This is a genomic window from Parabacteroides massiliensis, assembly GCF_900155425.1.
Lineage (GTDB): Bacteria > Bacteroidota > Bacteroidia > Bacteroidales > Tannerellaceae > Parabacteroides > Parabacteroides massiliensis.
The window spans coordinates 1514250-1534205 of sequence record NZ_LT700191.1 but is presented as its reverse complement, the minus strand read 5'-3'; the positions used below and the strand labels follow the sequence as shown (position 1 = coordinate 1534205).

At 45.6% G+C, this 19956-nt stretch carries 11 protein-coding genes; 4 read left to right on the top strand and 7 right to left on the bottom strand.

The features are described 5' to 3' along the window. Positions 1 to 72: 72 nt before the first annotated feature. From BQ9893_RS17265 to BQ9893_RS17250, 4 genes are all read right to left on the bottom strand, one after another. Positions 73 to 1053, bottom strand: coding sequence for a FecR family protein (locus BQ9893_RS17265; protein ID WP_075967071.1), 981 nt, complete (start codon positions 1051 to 1053; stop codon positions 73 to 75). Positions 1054 to 1451: 398 nt separating this feature from the next. After that, on the bottom strand, positions 1452 to 2792 hold the full coding sequence (locus tag BQ9893_RS17260) for a BT_3987 domain-containing protein (RefSeq protein WP_075967070.1): 1341 nt from the start codon (positions 2790 to 2792) through the stop codon (positions 1452 to 1454). Between the two features lie 18 nt (positions 2793 to 2810). Further along, on the bottom strand, positions 2811 to 4790 hold the full coding sequence (locus tag BQ9893_RS17255) for a RagB/SusD family nutrient uptake outer membrane protein (RefSeq protein ID WP_075967440.1): 1980 nt from the start codon (positions 4788 to 4790) through the stop codon (positions 2811 to 2813). A 36-nt stretch (positions 4791 to 4826) separates the two neighbouring features. After that, positions 4827 to 7994 carry a SusC/RagA family TonB-linked outer membrane protein gene (locus BQ9893_RS17250; protein ID WP_075967069.1) on the bottom strand — a complete coding sequence of 1056 codons (3168 nt, stop codon included), beginning with the start codon at positions 7992 to 7994 and terminating at the stop codon, positions 4827 to 4829. Positions 7995 to 9159: 1165 nt separating this feature from the next. On the opposite strand from BQ9893_RS17250, the gene BQ9893_RS17245 reads away from it, so the two are divergent. Next, complete coding sequence (locus tag BQ9893_RS17245) at positions 9160 to 11361, top strand: GH92 family glycosyl hydrolase (protein ID WP_075967068.1); 2202 nt, start codon at positions 9160 to 9162, stop codon at positions 11359 to 11361. 45 nt (positions 11362 to 11406) lie between these two features. Here the strand turns inward: BQ9893_RS17245 and BQ9893_RS17240 are convergent, their stop codons facing one another. Both BQ9893_RS17240 and BQ9893_RS17235 read right to left on the bottom strand, forming a co-directional pair. Further along, on the bottom strand, positions 11407 to 11952 hold the full coding sequence (locus BQ9893_RS17240) for an RNA polymerase sigma-70 factor (protein ID WP_075967439.1): 546 nt from the start codon (positions 11950 to 11952) through the stop codon (positions 11407 to 11409). 27 nt (positions 11953 to 11979) lie between these two features. Continuing rightward, on the bottom strand, positions 11980 to 15129 hold the full coding sequence (locus tag BQ9893_RS17235) for a hypothetical protein (protein ID WP_075967067.1): 3150 nt from the start codon (positions 15127 to 15129) through the stop codon (positions 11980 to 11982). Positions 15130 to 15247: 118 nt separating this feature from the next. On the opposite strand from BQ9893_RS17235, the gene ribF reads away from it, so the two are divergent. The 3 genes from ribF to BQ9893_RS17220 are packed head-to-tail and all read left to right on the top strand — an operon-like array spanning position 15248 to position 18579. After that, entirely contained in the window at positions 15248 to 16174 is a 927-nt protein-coding gene (gene ribF, locus BQ9893_RS17230; protein ID WP_075967066.1) for a riboflavin biosynthesis protein RibF, read from the top strand. An 8-nt stretch (positions 16175 to 16182) separates the two neighbouring features. Beyond that, entirely contained in the window at positions 16183 to 17259 is a 1077-nt protein-coding gene (locus tag BQ9893_RS17225) for a M20 family metallo-hydrolase (protein WP_075967065.1), read from the top strand. Positions 17260 to 17274: 15 nt separating this feature from the next. After that, a complete protein-coding gene (locus BQ9893_RS17220) occupies positions 17275 to 18579 on the top strand; it encodes a lipopolysaccharide biosynthesis protein (RefSeq protein WP_081415485.1) in 1305 nt (434 codons plus the stop codon). Between the two features lie 45 nt (positions 18580 to 18624). On the opposite strand, the gene BQ9893_RS17215 is transcribed toward BQ9893_RS17220, so the two are convergent. Continuing rightward, entirely contained in the window at positions 18625 to 19956 is a 1332-nt protein-coding gene (locus BQ9893_RS17215) for a murein hydrolase activator EnvC family protein (protein WP_075967064.1), read from the bottom strand.

The following is a 19956-nucleotide window of genomic DNA, read 5'->3' as shown; positions in this document are numbered from 1 at the left end:
GATTTTCTCTTCTTTTTTGCTTAGGACTAACTGGTATTCATATTTTCTACTAAGATTAGCATTTGTTTTTATTTAGATTTCTGATATTGTTACATGATGATCATCGATCTTATACCGAATTGGTATTGACAGATGGATAATCTCCATGATGTCTTTAATACTTTGCCCGCGATAAAAAGTTCCGGTAAATGTCCGTCGGCTCAGTGTTTCCGACTCGATAGTGAACTGTACACCATAAACATGGCTCAACCGATACAAAATAGCTTCAAGACTTTGTTCGGGGAAAAAATAATACCCAGTCGTCCACGAAACGAATTGGTTGGCATCAACCTGTTGCAGGATAGTCAATTGTGTCTTTTTATTATAAATAAACTGCTCGTTAGGCTTTAGGATTGTAGGATGTAACAAATTCTGCGTGGTCAACAGGACAGAACCTTCTAACAATGTCGTAGTCAAGAGCGAATCGGTCGGATAAGCAGAAACGTTGAACTTCGTTCCAAGAGCTTCGATAGACTGTTCTTTTGTTTTGACAATAAAAGGTTTATTTTTTTCTTTGGTAACTTCAAAATTGGCTTCTCCTTCCAGTTGTACAACACGTTCAGATTTACCATAACGAGAATCATAAGAGAAAGAAGTTTGGGTTCCGAGACTAACACGTGTTCCATCTGGCAACACAATAACATCCGCTTCAATTCCATTTCCACCGACATAACTAGTAATCTGGGTACCATACTCTCTTGAAGAAAATACAAACGCAATAGAAGTAATCGCAGTGGCAAACATTGCCACTGCCGCATAAGTACTTATGCGTATTAACAGGGAGAACCTTTTGCGCTGGCGGGACTTTCTCTTATCGAGAAGGCGCAGCCAACTATCATGTATTTCAGAAGCCTTATGAAAAGGCAGGCTGGCTTCGTAAAGCGCTTTGGTCTCGAAAAACAACCTTTTGTTTTCCGCGTTTTCATTCACCCAGACATAAAAATCGTCCAAAGACCGGCCTTGTAGCCGTCCTTGCAAATACCCGATGATTAAATCCGAATGTTCGTTTTCCATTTTCACTTTCAATTATTAGATGTAGATACAAAGTCGACACATGGTTAACTTGGTTCTTATATATACATAACGAACGGGAAAGAAAAAATACTCACAAAAAAATGATTTTTCCGCCATAATCCGAGAACTGCCTTCACATTTTATGTATAGTGATCTAATTATAAGTCCATTAACAGGTGAACCCAAAGGATAAAAGTGCCTTCACCTATTCCGGTCACCTTCACCGGAGACAATCCAAACAAACATTCCAATGAAGGATAAGATTTGGGTATTGTAAGAAAAGTGGCATTGTGGTAAAAAGGTAAAATCATTTAGGCACGGATTACACGGAAAATTATCCGTATAATCCGTGCCTGAAAGATCGTGATAAAGATGTTTTTACACAGCTTTGTCACCGGCTATTTTGTACCGTAGGCATAAATCTCGGCCAACGATGAGTTTTGCTCCCTGTTACTTTCCGTGATTCGAATCTTGAAGTAACGTCCTTTAGTCGGGGTCACAGGGAATACTTGGTTTTCATAAACCTGTTTGGCTTCGAATTTTCCGACCAATGTCCAGTTCGTATTATCCGAACTGACATAGAATTCTCCGGCTTTCACATCTTTGTAAGAAGCGTGTTGCCTTTCCATCAGCCCGAAGTGGGAGAAAGTGACTGTTTCTTTTACATCGACAGTCAATTCGTGAGGCAGATTTACCGATCCTCCACTCCACTGCGAATGCCAGAAAGAATTGATGTTGCCATCCAACAGGCAAGTGGCTACGCCGTTGTTTGCTCCTTCACCGGTCTTTTCTTCCGTATTGGTTGTAATAGACCAGTTGGAGCGGTCGAATTGATTGCCGATCACACGGATAGCCAACAGATAAATATTCGTTGTCTCGGATATGCCGAAAAGAGAGACATCCACGACGCGTACGGGTAATAAATAATCGACAGGTTGCAATCCGTTCCCGTTAATCGTGACAGGCAGGTCAATGGATTTTTTCTCTTTGGAAAGTGTTATTTCCTTTTCGAACGAATAGTTCTTTTCGGGTAACACGACGAAAGAAGTTCCGTGTTCGGCATTATATCCGGCGACAAAATCGGGATCGACTTCAAACATGCAATCGATATCCCAGCTATTGTCCGTATCAAGCCCGAATTCGATTTTAGCGGTTTCCATATCGAAACCCACCGTGTAGGTTTGATAGTCAATTCCGGTACTCATAAAGCCTAATGTCGGCGTGAGAACTTCCGATATTTTGATGAATGTCTCGTTCTTGTACTCGTTTACAGAATCTGTCCGGCTGTACAGGTACAAAGGCAGTACACATATCGCACCCGGATTCCGAGCAATCGTCTTTTCCACCTCCGGGACATGGATGGCCACTGTCACGTTTTTGAAACGATCTTCGCTCGAAAAGTGCAATTCGGTCGTCTCTATCGAATAACATTCCGGAGCCAAGACCTTGTAATTAACCATTTCTGGCTCACTGTAAGTTTTGTCGACCACATCTTGTTCCAATACTCCGATGATTGCATCGGCTGTCTGTTCCGACTGGCTTCCTCCTTTGAAGATGGAAAGTTTACAGGTGTTGTCTTCCCCTGTATTATACAGGATCATGTCGATTGTCCCGGAATTATTTATGTATAACACTTTATGGTATTGCTCCGGAACCAAATTTTCCAATTCATATTCTGATTCATCGCATGCGCCCAATAAAACAAAAGCGCTTGCAGCCAATATATATTTTGTTTTCATACAAATTACTTTTTATAATTAATAACCCGGAGCCTGTACCAATTGCGGATTACTGTATATTTCACTATTCAAGATCGGAGCCAAATACTGCCGGTTATTCCATCGGATCGGCTGATTGATTAATGTCGGCTGATTAAACTCTTCAAAAGACGGGTCGATAACCATTCCGTTCATTCCATAGCGCACGCCAGCCTTCAACACATCCGGAGCGATACACCAACGACGTACGTCGTAATAGCGATGGCCTTCCTGATACAATTCGACAAAACGTTCATTGCGAATCCATTCGGTCAAACTCATGGTCGACAAATCGTTTTGAGTCAGTTCCTTGACACCGGCTCGTTGGCGAATGACATTCAATTGAGCAAGAGCATCACCGGTTCGGTCCAAAGCAGCATAACATTCTGCCAGATTCAAATACAATTCGGCCAATCGAATAAATGGCGCCCGTATGCGACTTCCGCTAAGCCCACCGGTATTGTTATATTTGAGATCCGGAGTGACGAATTTTTTCGTCAGAAAACCTGTCCCGGCAGCATTACGCAGTCCCGACCTGTTGCCATTGGTTTTCGAATTTTTAAAATCCAGCCAAAGTGGCTCTCCATTCCTCAGGATCGGTGAATACTGTCCGCCGTCGAATGCGATCCACGCATAATAACGCGCCTCCCGATTGACGTTAAACTTGACGATATCGTTTTGCACGTTGCTGTCGCCCAAGTCCTCCGTTTTTTCCGGACTCGACGCACCTTCGTGATAACGGGTGTACCATTGGCTTTCCGGATAGAAATGCGTATCTTTCTCCGGCAATTCTCCATTTATGGTATAGAAGCGCTTTGCAGCATTCAAGGTTGGAGCCCAACCGCTATAGCCTCCTGCCCAACTATTATCACTCTTCTTGATGCATCTTTCCGGTAAGCGGCTGATATTGGGATTCGAGTCAGTTACTTTGCTGTCTTTCGTGATCTGTCCCCAAATAATCTCTTTATTGTTGTCACCTTCGGTCGCGGTGGACAGATATTGAAACATGCGGACAAGTTCCTTGAATTCCCGGTTATCTTCCGTATCGTCTTCCATTCCGGGGATAAACGGAAGAGGGACGTTCTGCCGATCGGCAATTTGATTAGCTGTTTTGATGTCGAACAGTTTGTAGCCGGCACTTTCTGCCGCATTCAAGGCCTCTTGGCAGGCAGCTAAAGCTCGGTCCCATTTCGCTTTGTCGTATGTCATGCTGACCAAGGCATTCCCATACTCAGGAATTTCATAATGGGAATTTTGCCAACTTTTGTTGTAAAACGAACCGTTCCACAAAGGAGAAGCGGCATATAGGAGCACACGTGCTTTCAGACATTTACAGATGGTAGCATCGGCACGTCCCAGATCTGCTATATCACGTACGGCGGGCAAGACCTGGGCAGCATCATCCAACTTGCCTACAATATAATCGACACAATAATCGAAATGCGAACGTCCGGGAATTTCCTCTTTTGATATATTCTGGTCCATTTTGGCCGGAATGATCGGGCAAGGGCCAAAAGCTTCCAATGCCCGAAAATGATAGTAAGCTTCCAAAAAATGAGCTTCGGCCCGATATTGATTTTTGTCTTCTTCTGTCACACCGACAGGATTGAGTTTCTCCAATTGCTCGGTAAAATAATGAACATAACCGATATAATTGTAGATATTCTCCCATTTGGCAGGATCGCTGGAGGCAGAAATGTTTCCGAACAGCATTTCCTGTTCTGCAATTCCCCAGTCCTTGGGGTGGACAATCTCATCGGCCGAATTCTCAATGTTGGTATACATGAAAGGGTTTACATCTGCAACATACGAATAGGCCGTAAAAAGGAACGCCAATGTGGTTGCTTCGTCTTTCATCGTGTCTTCATAATCTGCTTGTGCCGGCGGAATGACATCCAAATAGCTGCAGGCAGGCAAACTCAGTAAACAGGCCGGTAACATCATTTTTATGAAGCGGCCGATATATTTTAAGATTTCCATCTTGTTTTTAATTTTTATCATCATGTTTTCAATTAATTAGAATGTAAGTTGAACTCCAATATTAAACGTCCGTTGCAACGGATATGCATTCCAGGCAAGTTCCGGATCCCATAATTTGAACGGACTAAAAACGGCCAAGTTGTCACCGGTGAAATAAACGCGGCAATGCGGGAAATTGTAGCCGACTTCCAATGTCTTGAACCGAATGAAGTTGCCGTTGCGTATCCAATAGGAACTTTCTTGCGTATTGTTCTTGATATCGGCATCGGTAATACCCAATCGAGGATAGATGGCATTAGGATTCGGATTGTCTGCCGACCAATGCTCATCCGCGATCCACTGCATCAAATTACGAGATAGGGTCTCAGTATTGTTCCCGTCTCCACCGGAAGCAATAAAAGGCGCATAACCGGAATTGATCATAAGCTTACGCTTTGCCGAACCATTGAAGAATACGCCAAAATCAATCTTCTTGTATCTGACATTCAGTCCCAAACCATATTGAATACGAGGTATATTGTTATAAGAAGATAATAGGACTTTGTCTTCATTATTAATGATCCCGTCGCCGTTTATATCCCGATATTTGATATCGCCAGGCATGATGTTACTGCCCAATTGAGACTGGTCGGCCCAATTATCGATCTCTTCCTGGCTGGTAAACAAACCATCTGCAACAAAACCTTTCAGTGTGTTCAAGGGTTTGTTGGTATTGGTCTGCCATACATACGGATAGTCCGGTTCGTCCACATACTCGTATCTGTTCTGGTTATAGGTAAAGTTGCCCCTAAAGTCGATGTTCCAATCCCTTCCTATCTGCTTATTCCAATTTACGCTCAGTTCGACACCTTTGTTGATAACCTCCCCGATATTGCTCCAAGGCGTAGATCCCCAATATCCCAGAATTTTTGGGAAAGAGGCGCGTTTCATCAAAATACGGTCGCGATGGTCCCGAAAATAGTCGAACGTGATATTCACTTGGTTAAACAGAGACAAGTCAACCCCGATATCCAATTTCTTGACATGTTCCCAACTGGCGTTTTGCACGGCAAGGATGTTGAACGAGTGTCCCTGTCTGGTTATCGAATTAGTCGGCAAACCGGTTATATAGCTGGCACCGTTACCTATGCCGACTTGGTTTTGATACAAGAAATGCTGGGCATCCCCATTGAACGAGTCACTACCAACCAACCCATAAGATCCTCTAACTTTAAAATGACTGATATAATCGGAGAGCGGTTTCCAAAACTTTTCACTGCTTATAACCCAACCGACAGAAGCAGCAGGAAAGAATTCGAAACGGTCTTCTCGCGCCAAGCGTTCGGAACCGTTATAGCCGAAATTGAATTCTACCAGATACTTGTTAGAATAATCATACGTAAGACGGCCGGAGTAGCCCTGGTTGCGGTTCGGAAGGATGCTATTCCTGTATTCGCGCATCATGTACATGAACATGGCACTCATGTTATGCATACCGAAACTACGTTTCCAGTCTACACGTGCATCCAAATAGAACGTCTGGTCAGAGGCTTTGCTGATGTCCGACTGACGGATAAAATCTTCACCCGTACGCAACAAGTTCAGTTCATACCCTCCTGTTTCAGGATTAAAAGAGCCTTCCTTTACTTCATAGAAATAAGACTCGATCGTTCGGTTGTAGTTTGCAGATGAATAGTTCTTGAAATTGACCAGCACTTTTGCACTCAACCCTTTCGTAAGAAAGCTGAAATCCTGGTTGATTACAATGGATGTGTTCAACGTGTTATAGTTGTTTTCCTTAAACGAACTCATCATGTATTCATAGGGATTTTGCCCGTATTTTCCCGATTTAATCAATGTATTTCCGAAATAGATGTGACGTTCATCCCCATCTTCACCCGGAAAATAGGCAGGGAAAGAAACAGGGTTTGCAGTCATAACACTTTTGTACAGATCCGAAACGCTATAGTTTGGGCCTTTCTTATTGCCGATCTGCGCTATCATACGCATATCAATAGTCGTCGTATTGGTCAGCTTGTATGAAATGTTATTTTGGAAGTTATATTCCCAGTTGTTGATATTAGGATTGTAATAATAGTCAGACGGAGCATCCAGCAAGCCTGTGTCATGGTTGGCCTGCAAACTCATATAATATCTTACACGCGAGCCGCCTCCTTGCACGTTGACGTTGGCACGTTGGTTGAGGTTGCCTTTTTTAAACAGCAAGTCGTACCAATCGACATCGGGATAGACATAAGGATTAACTCCGTTCAAGGTATTCATGATCTGCTCTTCCGTATATCTCGGCGTGATCGTCGTCAAACTACGTGCCTGTTCCGCTTCATTGTATGTCCGCATAAACGTTGGTCCATCGGCAAATTCAGTTTTGTTCATCGGATGGAAATAAGACGTTTCCAAAGAAACATTGATTGTTGTCTTCATGTTTTCGGATCCGCTTTTGGTTGTCACCAACATAACGCCATTAGCTCCTCGATTACCATAGATGGCTGTTGCAGATGCATCTTTCAACAAAGAAAAACTTTCAATGGATTCTGCCGGAATACGGTTCAGGTCGCCACTGGAAATTTCCACTCCGTCAAGCAAGATCAAAGGAGTTGCCACCCCTCCGAAAGTGTTGATACCGCGGATATAAAATGTTGAAGCCTGTCCGGGTTCTCCGGAACTTGTCGTTGCGATGATACCGGATAGTTTTCCCGCAAACGAATTGGTAAGCGAAGAAGTCGGCGTTTTCAAGGTTATACCTTCAACCGAAGTGATCGCTCCTGTGATAGATACTTTTTTCTGTGTACCTGCTCCTACAATGACCACTTCATCCAGCATTTCGTTGTCGGATTGCATTTTCACATTGATAACACCCAAATCGCCGACTTCCACAACATGCTCTTTATAGCCGATGTACGAAAAGATCAATTCATCTTTACCGGTGACATCGATGTAAAACTTACCATCCATATCGGTAACCGTTCCTTGGCTTGTTCCCTTTATACGGACATTCACACCGATCAGCGTTTCGTTAGTCACAGCATCATACACAACTCCTTGTACAGTTCTTTTCGTGAGAGATTTGCTTTGTGCGACTTCCGACACCGGATAGTTGTACAAAGTAGCACTGGTCTCTAATGGATAATATCCTATAACTCCGGCAAGGAGTGGCAGGATTATTATCCGTTTCCGCTTCTTTTTTCCCTTTGATACTAAATCCATGCTTTGGATAATTTAAAGTTTAACAATAATTAGTTCTGGAAGAACTATGGCGATTATTCTAAAGTAGCAGCTCCTATCACAGCAATTCGCTCTAAACTCAAGCTTATCGCATCCGAATGTTAAACCAAAGACCGACACATGCTTAGTCTGCATATCATAAACATAGCAGGTATAAGAATATCAAAAATAAAATCTTGATATCTTACCCACAAAAGAAGGATCATACACTTTTTTACAAGTTGGAGCTTTTATTTTCAAGCAATTATATTTCTAAAGCTTTTTTGTGATATATTTTTTATATAAATAAAACACTAATATGACTTTTTTCCCGTACATTTACCCCCGATATAAAAAAATACCATAGTTCTTCCAGGACTACAACATCATCCAATCTACTAAAAAGCAAACACTTTACAATTACACTTCTTTTGATACTCATAGGATAAACGATCTTTTGAACAGATAGGAACTGAGACAATCTTACCTTTTAAAGGTTTTCGACTTTAATAAAAGATATTAAAAACGTTCATTCCTATAGCTACATGCTCCACCACGATATATACATATGTCGGCAAAACATATAAAAAGCAATCAAATCAACAACCAACAATCCCTTTTTCACGACAAACCGACACTTCTCTTAATGTTAAAGGCAAGTATTCTTTTTGAAGAACTTTACAAAAAAGAGAGCCGACCGCACAAGAGGCTTTGCTTAATTTTTATTTTCTGTAATAAACCTTATCATAGTCCACCCGATAATCATTGAGAACTAAACACAAAAATCAAACAGACCGTCTTTCTCCGACCTTAATAGTTATTGTCATATTCCCCAAAAAGCCATTGGTTCGAATCGAAACTACTACTGCATCTAATTTGGTTTTCTACCCTGTTTAATTCAAATTTCCCTATAGGGTAATATTTTTTAATAAACTGGCATTTTCATTACTTCTATAATAATCAAACACTTACAGTATAAATACGATTTTAGTGGGGATATTGTCATTTTTTTTGCAAGCGACGGACAGGATCAATACGCCGGATGCAAGCCTACAATTGTCGGCAAGTAGTTTGAGTCTGATTGGAAAAATTTTGCTTCATCAATTTTAATTTTCCATCTTTGTAGTAAGATAGATGTTTGGGAATCGCTATTATCAAATACAATCTCATGAAGAAACTATTATTTCAGACAGCTTTATTTCTATTATTATGTGGTTGCATAAGTGAAATAGAAAAAACACCCGTGGATTATGTGAATAACAGGATTGGGAATATCAGCCATCTGCTTGTGCCTACTTACCCGACTACTCATCTGCCTAACAGCATGTTGCGGATGATTCCAACTCATAATGAATTTATAACGGATCGTATGGAAGGACTGGCTCTGAACAGCCCTTCCCATAGGCAAGGCTATTCATTGCTGCTGTTGCCTTACAGAGGGGATATCAAAGATTTCGACGAGAATCTAAAGTATCGATATGATCATGAAAAATCTACACCTTATAATTATTCCGTGTATTTGGATGATTTCTCCGTAGGGGTGGATTTTGCTCCAGCTGCTAAATCCGCGATCTATCGTTTCCGGTTTGAGGACTCGGACCGACGGTTTCTCCTGTTGAAAGCCAATGGCAGAGGAGAGATCGATATAAAAGATGGAGCTTTGTGCGGATATGATAATTTCGCCGGGATAAAACACTATTTCTATTTGGAGTTTGATGCCCGTCCAATTCAAGTCGACAGCCTCTCTCGTTCTTTGGTATTTGCCGAATTCCCGGCGTCGGAGAATGAGGTGAATGTTCGTTATGGAATTTCTTATATCGGGATAGAACAGGCCAAACGTAATTTGTATAATGAAATCAAAGACTTCAACGTAGAAAAATTAGCTTCGCAAGCTCGGGAGAAATGGAACGACGTGTTGAGCAAAATAAAGATTGAAGGAGGGACAGAGGATCAAAAGACCACATTCTATACCGCTTTGTACCGGACACACGAGAGAATGGTCAATATCTCCGAAGAGGGAAAATATTTCAGTGCGTATGATGGTAAGGTACATGAAGATAACGGAGTGGATTTTTGGGTGGATGATTGGGTATGGGATACTTATCTGGCCCTTCATCCGTTGCAAGTGCTATTAAATCCGGAGGCTCAGGAACAAAAATTAGCGTCTTATATCCGGATGTATGAGCAATCCGGATGGGTACCTACTTTCCCTTGTGTGTTTGGAGATGCGCATTACATGAACGGCAATCATGCGGCAAGTGTTTTTGCGGATGCTTTAAACAAAGGGTTGCGATTTGACGTGGAAAAGGCTTTCGAAGGAATGAAACATACGGTGATGACAGAGTCGATGATCCCTTGGTATCGGGGGCCTAAAACTGCTTTGGATGATTTTTACCATAAGAATGGTTGGTTCCCGGCTTTGCATCCGGGCGAAAAAGAAGAGTTTACGGAGGTAAGTCCATTTGAACAGCGACAAGCGGTAGCCGTAACTACAGCCGCATCCTACGACGATTGGTGTATCGCCCAATTAGCTAAATACTTGGGGAAAGAGGAGGATTATCGTTTCTTTAAGGATCGTTCTTACAACTACCGGAATGTCTTTAACAAAGAGACCAATTTCTTCCATCCGAAGGATAAGGAGGGGAAATTTATAGAACCTTTCGACTACATTTTTTCCGGGGGTATCGGAGCCAGGGCTTATTTTGATGAGAACAATGCTTGGACTTATAATTGGGATGTGCGTCATCATATTCAGGATTTGATTGATCTTTTCGGTGGTAATGCGCCTTTTATCGAGAGGCTGGACCAGTTGTTTGTCGAGGATATGAAAATGGCTAAATGGCAATATTACGCTCTTCACCCGGATGCCACGGGCAATGTCGGGCAGTTCGTGATGGGAAATGAGCCGAGTTTCCACATTCCTTATCTATATAACTATGCCGGGCAACCATGGAAGACGCAAAAACGGATTCGTATGCTGATGGAAAGTTGGTTCAGGAATGACCTGATGGGTATTTGCGGTGATGAAGATGGTGGTGGAATGTCGGCTTTCTATGTATTCTCCGCATTAGGTTTTTATCCGGTCTCTCCGGGAGTGCCTGTTTATACGATAGGAAGTCCTCTATTCGACAAATCGGAGATTCGATTGGCGAATGGGAAAGTGTTCACCGTGATTGCTCATGGAGTCTCGCAGGAAAATAAATATATTCAATCCGCAAAATTGAATGGCGCTCAATATACAAAGACTTGGTTTACTCATGAGGATGTCATAAACGGCGGGACATTGGAGTTATTTATGGGAAACCGCCCCAATAAGAAGTGGGGAGTGAGAAAAGGGATGAATCCTCCTTCCGGCGAGTTTGTCGACTGACGAAGAAAAGGCCGACCACATATCGGAACAATGCACGGGATTCCGTTATAAAAGGAAGATAAGCAGGAACAGATTCGAACAGCTCTTACGCAAATGAAGGAGGGAGCGATAGAGCAGGTTCTCGACCGTGCGGACGGAGAGATTCAGGCGTTCGGCTATTTCGGCCGCTTTCAGGCCTTCGATATAAGACATTCGAAAGATTTCCTGGCTTCTTTCAGGCAACTCGGCTATCTTTTTCATCAGTAGCTCAAGGAGGTCTTCCCGCATGAAAAGTTCGTCGGAAGCCTCAAAGAAGTCAAGTTCGTCCAATTTCAGCTGAAGGGCACGATGATCGATGACCTCTTGTTCTATATTCATCCGGCGGAGGTAATCCAAGCAGGCATTCCGGACGGAGACATAAAGAATCCGTTTCAGGTCATTCTCCGGGAGACGGAATACCTGCTTATCCCATAGTCTCAGGAATACATCATGGACAATATCTTCGGCAAAGAAACCGGAAACGAATTTCTCTGCAAAGCGTATCAACATCGGGGCATACTCCATATAAATATGCTGATATCGATCTATAATATCCAAAGATGCATTCCCCATATCTGCAAATATAACCAAAAAATCCAATTATTCATTGATAAACACCTCATATACACCTGGGTTATTGAATTTTACTGGCTCAACCTTTCCGGTGATAGCATTCATGCATTGAACAACATCGCTTCCGGTGGTCTGAACCTTAACAGTCCAGCCATTCCTTTTTCTGCTGACAGACAGGATATCCGTTGTGTTGGAAGCCGGCATAACAGCCAAACCGTCGGCACAATGAATCGTTTCGATGTGATAACGGCGTACGGCTACCGGGAACTTTTGACCCTTATATACAAAGGTTGCCGGATGCTGTTCCTGATCGCTCGCCCAATCGGCATTCAACAGATAGACCGTACGACGGTCCGAGCTGTCCCAAACGGTGAAACCGACGGAAGGAGCCGCTTCCATCCAACCTTTGTCTGCTTCTTCTGCAACCGTTTTCGCTGCAATCTCTTTCATGGCTGCCACATAGTCGGCTTTCAGCGTTGCTTCGACGGGATAGTTTTTTTGAGGGAAATAGACGATTTTCCCCAAACCGTAAGCGATCTCCGTCTTAGCTGTCAGTTGCCGGTAATTTTCTCCCAACATCTCACGGATAACCGCATCGTCGGCCGGGAAACGGACCGCCTGGTCGGGTTGCAACTCTTCGTTCAGATGGGCTGCCGTGAGCAACAGTGTCCCTCCTTTGAATACAAAATCACGGATACGCAGGAAATCATTCGCGTCGTAGCTGTTCCATCCGAGAAAGATCATCGCCTTATACCGGTCCATCACGTCTTGCGGTGCTTCGACTGGCAGCAGATCGACCGTGCCGTAAGGGGTGGATGTGAACCAACCTTCCGGCCCGCAACCATCCACGATATTGTCCGGATAAAAGACATTCAGCAGGTCGAAGCTTTCGCATGCCTTGTTGAACTTCCATTTATCGCCTTTCTGCGACCACAGGCTGCCGCGACCGAATGATTTCCAGGCATCGTTACGTCCCTGGATCACAGCGATATTGCTTCTCAAGTCGCCACGGCGGGAATGCGTCTCCACGAAATCGAGCATCTGGTGCTGGGCAAACAGGTGTTCCTTGCCGGAAACGGAATAGCGGTCGTTCATATATTCGTCCGTCCACAAGGCTTCTTCCGTATTCATGTGGGAAGAACCGTGCATATAGGCAACAGCCAGCGACATATACAGCCGCAGGGAATGTTTCGGATCGGTAAACGGCCCTGAGCCCCATTGCATGGCATGAAGCGTCCCGTAAAGCGGACGACTGTAGGCGCGGGATGCGCCACGCAGGGAAGAGAGTATGATTTCTTCCGGCCCGTACATCTGTTCGGCTCCCAGCCAGTCGTAACCGGCCTGATACAGATAGCGGAATAGTGTGGACGGTCCCGTATGACGCGTGCTCGGGCCTTTGGAATAGCGGAAATTGGCAACGAGCTTGCGGGCGCCGTCGGCCATATCCGTCACTCCTTCCGGATCATAATGGATAAAGACGCCGTGGTCAGTATAAATCGGACGATGTTTGGCAAAGATTCCGCCATAGGGACGGTTACGGGCAGCCATATCGGAGAAGACTCCCTGGTAGAGAAAATGCTGCCAGTAATAGTAGCCGCCGTCATTTTCATGCGCCTGCTTGCCCCGGAACATCGGGGAAGCCAATGTTTCCAAAGAAGGATTGATCCGGCTTCCTGCCAACGTACGTCCTTCTGCTTGCCAGGCGTACGGTATTTTCAACTGATCCAACAACCGGGTGTAGTGGCCGATCACGGCAGGGTCGGCAACGCGGAAACCGCTCCATTGGTAGGAAGGACGGAACTGATACCAGTTGCCGATCCGGTTGGAAATATACCATTTGAAGAAATAATCATACGGCGTGTATTGCTTGTCGATATAGATTTCGTCACCGGACGAAAGATAGATTTGCTCTGCTTCCTTGTCGATCACCTGGCGGATTTGCGCCTGTTCCGTACGGCTGCCGTCGTCAAACACCAGCGGAATGGCATGGCCGGCCTCGCCTGCACGCATTTCCACGACATGCAGGCCGGGGGTTTCAAACAGGCATTCCTGCTCGGCAGGTACGGCTGCTCCGTTTGCCTTCACTTTGAGGCTGACATTCGGTTTGTTCGTCTCCACCAATATGCCGAAAGAGGCGTTTTTGGCAACATATTCGGGTACGGAAATGACTTCGAAATCACGTGCGGCCTCTTCGATGATCTCCAGACCGCGCAGTTCATACGGATAAGCGGCGCGATGCGGCTCTTTCCGGAGCGTCAGCTTCATCTCGCCACTGCCTTGCAAGGTAGACGGAAGCGGGATATAGAAATCTGCCACATCGGAAGCGCGATCGAAGATGTTTCCTTCGAAGAGCGTCTCCTCGTTAAATTCGAGTTTCCACATCGGCCAGCTGCGGGTTGCAAGGTTACAGCCGATCCAGTAGTTGTAGTTGTCCGGTTTTTGGGCAAACTTGGTGAACGGTATGGAGCAAACCGTTTTCTTGTTCTGCATCAGGCGCGGAGCTTCCACCCAGCATTCACCGCTGAAATGCGTCCCGCCGATACGCAGGAAAGCGCAAGCCACATTTTCCGGCAACGTGAATGTCTCAGACACCGCTTGGTATTTTCCCGTACCTTCCGGAACCGGCATGTAGAGCACGGAATCCGGTTTGTCATAAATATCGTCAGCCGCCCGTCCCGGTTTCCGGTAGAACAGTTCGATCTCGACTCCGAAATCGCCATTGCCGGAAACAGCCAAATCCTGTTTCTTCACGACCGGCAGCGTAACCGTCAGTTCACCCGGCTTCAGCAACTTGCCGGAAATGCGGTAATAGGCATGGCGCTCGAAATTATTGTCTTCGCCTTTGAAATAAAGCGAATAACGGTCCTTTTTACGGATCACCGAATCCAGGTTGTCGTCAATATAGAACTCGGACCGGCGAAACATTTCCTCTCCTCTGCTTTGGAAAGGGGCAGGCATCTTCACTCCTCCGATTACACGCAGGAATTTCCGCGTCGGGATTCCGGACTGTCCGAATGTGACGGTTTCGGAGATACTCTGATCAGGTTGGAGCAGATGTGTTTTTTCACTTCCCGAGGGGGTAAAGACAACCGTTCTTGTCTCTTTCCAGGAAGAGGCGGCGTATGCCTGAAATACGGCAAATACGATTAACAATAAGGAGATAAATGTTTTCTTCATATAAATTTAATGCAAATGTTTTTTGTCCAAATCACGTTCCAAATGTACGATTTATTTCCGTATTATTATTACTCACAGTTTTTATGTACTTTTGTTACGATAATTACAAGAACCAAAGATGATAGTTGTAAGAGACACAAAGACATTGGAAGGGAAAAGGCTGGTAGCCACTATCGGTTTTTTCGATGGAGTTCATTTGGGACATCGTTTTCTGATTCACGAGCTGAGACAGGTGGCCGAAGCCGCCGGATTGCCTTCTGCCGTCATTACATTTCCCGAACATCCCCGCGCAGTCTTGCACGCCGACTATCAACCGAAGTTGCTCAATTCGTTCGAAGAGAAGTTGAAACAGTTGGCTTCCACCGGGATCGACTATTGTATCGTGCTGGACTTCACTCTCGAACTATCCCGCCTGACGGCAAAAGAATTTATCACGACCGTATTGGCGGACCGGTTGCATGTGGAGACGCTGCTGATCGGCTACGACCACCGTTTCGGGCATAACCGCGAGGATGGCTTCGAGCAATATGTAACGTATGGCAAGGCTTGCGGTATCCGGGTCATCAAGGCTTCACGATACAGCGAAGGGGAAGCGGCCGTCAGCTCTTCCGAAATACGGAAACTTCTTTCGGGATGCCGGGTGGAAGAGGCGGCTCATCTGCTGACTTACCCCTACGGGTTAAGGGGAAGCATCGTCAGCGGTTATAAGGTTGGCCGGAAATTAGGTTTCCCGACTGCCAATATCCAGGTGGACGAGCCTTTCAAGATTATTCCGGGTATCGGTGTGTATGCCGTTCGGGTGTATCTGAACGGGCTGTGCTACAAGGGTATGTTGTACATCGGTAACCGCCCGACTTTGGACAACGGAGACAATATCACACTGGAAGTAAACATCCTCAACTTCTCCGGCGACATCTACAATAAAGAAATAACAGTCGCGTTCATACAACACGTACGAGGCGACATCAAATTCGACACCCTCGACCAACTGATCGACCAACTGAAAAAAGACCGGGAGACGGTGGATAAAATATTAACGGAATAAAATATATCATGTACTACGACGCAATAGACTTATTAAAAGGGATGATTTCACGTCCCTCTTTCAGCAGGGAAGAGGGAGATGTGGCGGATTTTCTCGGACAGAGCTGGGAAAAGGCCGGGTATAAGGTGAATCGCAAGGGAAATAATCTGTGGCTGATTGCTCCCGGTTTTGATCTGGACAAACCTACTCTGCTGCTCAACTCGCATATCGACACTGTCAAACCGGCTTCGGGTTGGACAAAAGATCCGTTCAATCCGGAAGAGACGGAAGACGAGCGTCTGTACGGTCTCGGAAGCAACGATGCCGGTGCGAGCGTAGTCTCTCTGTACGAAGCATTCAGGGTATTGTCCGATAAGGAACAACCCTACAATCTGATCTTCCTGGCTTCATGCGAAGAAGAAGTTTCTGGCAAGAACGGGCTGGAAAGCGCTCTTGCCGACCTCCCTCCTATCACATTCGCCGTTGTCGGCGAACCGACCGGCATGCAACCGGCTGTAGCCGAAAAGGGACTGATGGTGCTGGATTGTGTAAGTACAGGTAAGGCCGGACACGCTGCTCGGAACGAAGGGATCAATGCGATCACACTTGCCATGAAAGATATCGAATGGTTCAACACCTATCAGTTCCCGGAAAAAAGCGATTTCCTCGGACCGGTGAAAATGAGTGTCACGATTATTCATGCCGGGACACAGCACAATGTCGTTCCGGACCGTTGTGAATTCACCGTCGATATCCGGACAAACGAATTCTACCCCAACGAAAAGCTGTTTGAACTGATCAAGCCGCAGGTCGGCTGTGAAATAAAAGCCCGCAGCTTCCGCCTCAATTCTACCCGTACGGATTTGCAACATCCGTTCGTACGCCGTGCCGTCATGATGGGAAAAGAACCTTTCGGTTCGCCTACTTTGAGCGACCAGGCCCTCATGCACTTCCCTTCCGTCAAGATCGGACCGGGGAACTCTGCCCGTTCTCATGCCGCCGACGAATATATCGGCCTGATGGAGATACGGGAAGCAATCGATATGTATATCAAGCTACTCGACCAGTTGACGATTGAGAAGTCTCCATCACATGAATTTCTTTAATTGTCAATTATCATCATGAAGGATCTCTTCACAACCATCGGCACACGCTATCTGATTGCCACCCTGAACCTGGCGTTGATCTTTATCAATGCCAAGGTATTGGGAGTCGAAGGAGTCGGGTTGGTCGGGTTGATCCTGGCGATAGTTGGAATTGCCACCATGTTCTGCGGAATATTGGCGGGAAATACGATCGTCTATTTCATGAACCGCTATTCCATGCAAGCCGTGTTTCTGCCTTCTTACTGCTGGACACCGGTCGGTGCTGGCATCGCTTGCGGCTGTATGGCTGTCTTAGGACTACTTCCAGATGGGTATGCCCTTGACATCTATATTCTTTCTATCCTGACCTCCCTCGTTGCGGCGAACTCCCGTTTCCTGTTAGGGAAAAATCAGATATTCGGGTTCAACCTGACCTTCGTCCTGCAGGGTGGATTACTATTTTTTATATTGCTACTCCTCTATTACGGACTGAAGATACAGAATGTAAGAGCCTACCTGTGGGGGATGTATCTCACAAACGGCATCGCATTCCTTGTCAGCCTGTTCCTTCTCCTGCCGTTTCTGAACAAAAAAGAGGCAGATCCCCGGAAGGGGCGCTCCCGATACGCTCTTTTGCAAGAGATGTTCGCCTACGGGCTTTGGGGAAGTGCGGACAATATTGCCGAGATCCTGACTACTCGCCTCAATTATTTTATGATCCAACGGTTTGCCGGTTTGGGAAGCGTCGGGCTATTGGATGCGGGAACCAAGATATCCGAAAGCGTCTGGCATATCAATCGCAGCATCGGCTTTATCGCGTACAGCCGCGTTGCCCAGACGTCTAATCCCGATGAGCAAAAACAGATTACACTCCGGTTCTTCAAACTAACCTTCTGTGCAGTGACGCTTGCGACCGGTTGCATTCTTCTGATCCCGGAATGGGTTTATACGGATTATTTGTTCAGTGCCGAGTTTGCAGGAATGCGCCACGTCATAACGGGACTGTCAGCCGGAATCATTGCATTGGCTTGTAATAGCATACTGTGCCAATATTTTAACGGAAGCGGGAAAATACGTTACAGTGCGGGAAGTTCTTTTACCGGTTTGATAAGTCTGCTTGTTTCGGGCTACCTGCTGATTCCTTATTACGGAGTGTTCGGATCGGCCATCAGTTCCAGTATCGCATTCTGTGGCATGCTGGCATTCTCCATGACCATTTTCTGTTGGAAAACGGCAACTCGGCCGAAGGACTTTCTGATCAATAAAGAAGATGTGAGGTTTGCACTCCGGAAACTCCGGTTGATCCATGACGACAGTCGACACCCTGATGCACATCTCTGATTTGTCCTGACGCGCTTCCTAATCCAACCCTAATGCATCTCTTCGTCAATCCAACCACGGAGCCGGATTCAATTTCGTCTTTTCTTTCCAAAGTTGGAAATGAAGGATCGTTGCATTGCCATCCTCGGTGTCGGTAAAGATTTTCCCGATCGCCTGGCGGGTACTCACCTTATCGCCAGCCTTCACATAGACCTGGCTCAGGTTACTGTAGACCGTCAGATAATTACCGTGGCGGACAATGACCGAATTATTATATCCCGGAACAACGAATACACGTGTCACCTCACCATTGAACACGGCACGGGCATCTGCACCCGGAGAAGTCTGGATGTCGATACCGCTGTTATTCGTGCGTACATACTTCAACTCTTGATGCTGCTGTTCGCCAAAGGTAGCGACAATCGTATGGCGACCGGACACTGGATAAGGCAAACGACCTTTATTGCTTGCAAAATCATCAGACAAACGCTTCTCGGCTTTTGTCATGGCATACCCACCTTTGGTGTCGGCAACACGTTCTTCGCGAACCGGATCCGCCTCCGGAGCAGTATCGGGGACTTTCTTCCCTGAGGCAGTTGCCTTTTCACGTGCCAGACGGTTCCTTTCAGCCCGGGCAGCCCGTTCACGCGTAGCCTTGGCCTCTGCTTCGGCACGGGCGATTTCTTCTGCTATCTGTTTTTCGATCTGACGGTTCAGGGCATCAGCCTGTTGCTTCTTCTTTTTCAAGTCGGCCTGCAACTGCTTTTGCTTCTTGTTCAACTGCTGTACCTCCTCTTTCTGGCTCGATTCTTCGGTCTGGAGCTTGCGGCTTTCATTCTCACGCACACCCAATAAAGCATTCTTCTCGGTACGCGTCTTTTCCAATTCTTTCTGCTTGTCGGCAATTTCCTTCTGCTTATCGATAATTTCGGAGGCCTGTAACTTCTGCCAGTCGGCATACTCGCGAAGATAACGAACACGGCGAAGAGACTGGGCAAAATTATCGGCGGAAAGGATAAACAACAACTTATCTTGCGAACTGCGACGCTTGTACATGCTTTGAACCGACTTCCCGTAATTCAGACGTTTATCTCCCAACTCTTTTTCCAGTTGAGAGATGTTCCGGCGGGAAGCGGCGATTTGTTTATCTATTTCACCAATCTCCTGATTCAAAAGACTGATGACCTGTTTGCGGGAAAGAATCTGTTTGGAGAGCAGGTTCAAACGGTTCAGAGAGTTACGCGCTGTTTGCCGTGTCTCGTTCAATAGCTGGTTGGTCATTTCGATCTCGGCAAGTGCAGCTTTACGCTGCTTCTCGAGTTCGCGTACTCTTGCCGAGTTCTGTGCGGATACAGAACCTATCGACAGCACGAATATGACGAACAAGAAGTATCTCAT